The organism is Pseudoalteromonas sp. MMG013, from assembly GCF_018100885.1.
GTDB classification, from domain to species: Bacteria; Pseudomonadota; Gammaproteobacteria; order Enterobacterales; family Alteromonadaceae; genus Pseudoalteromonas; species Pseudoalteromonas aurantia.
Genome location: NZ_JAGJEE010000089.1, coordinates 1 through 805 on the forward strand (window position 1 = coordinate 1; position 805 = coordinate 805).

2 protein-coding genes are annotated in these 805 nt (G+C 35.2%); both read left to right on the plus strand.

Annotation, left to right across the window (positions count from 1 at the left end; translation table 11 throughout):
• A partial coding sequence (locus J8L98_RS24455) for a phosphopantetheine-binding protein (protein WP_210998659.1) occupies nt 1-352 on the plus strand: 352 nt, incomplete at its 5' end.
• A 225-nt stretch (nt 353-577) separates the two neighbouring features.
• Nucleotides 578-805 (plus strand): hypothetical protein (locus tag J8L98_RS24460; RefSeq protein ID WP_210998660.1); only part of this gene is annotated, 228 nt, incomplete at its 3' end.

An 805-nucleotide genomic window follows, 5' to 3' on the forward strand; every position in this document is an offset into this window, starting at 1 on the left:
AGTAGATAAACGGGCATTACCAGTTGTAGAGAGTGTATTGCTCCATGATTACGTTGCACCAACAACGGATACAGAGCGGTTAATCATCGATTTGATATCTAAATTACTTTATATCGATGCTGAGCATATTAGTGTCAATGCAAACTTCTTTGATTTGGGTGGCCACTCTCTATTAGTGGTGCGCTTTCTTGCTCAATTGAAGGAGGTTGGTTATACGCACATTGAGTTAAAAGATCTTTACGATATAGCAAGTATTTCAGATTTGTGTAACTTGTGCGAACACCAAAAAGCTGAAGAACTCTTACAGCAGGCCTTATTGGAATCAGAGGATGCCACTGAATATGAGTTTTAATGATATGGATTCATGAGATAAGTAATGCACTGAGTTTTTGCGACAGTGCATTACTTATTATGCCTCGACTTAAGAAACATAACGAAGAATAAATTTTATAAAAATCTCTCGAAAAGTAATTTGGTGACTGTATTAGTGAACCAATAAATTTTAAGCATAACGGATATGTAATTTCATTTATTTTGAGAGACATCAATAACAAAAATCTAAGGTGACGTGATTAATATGAACGAGCTCTATTCAAAACTGATTTCTGAAGGAACTTTGCTGTATATCGATGATGGCAAACTGAAAGCCAAATCTTCCAAAGGACGCTTAGATCAGGATACAATTATCTTGATCAAAAATAATAAAGAGGCTTTGTTAAGTTATTTACAGAAAAAAGAGCTGGATCTGACTCACAACAAAATTGTGAGGAGAGCCCATGACAATCACGAAACCTTAGAAGTATGT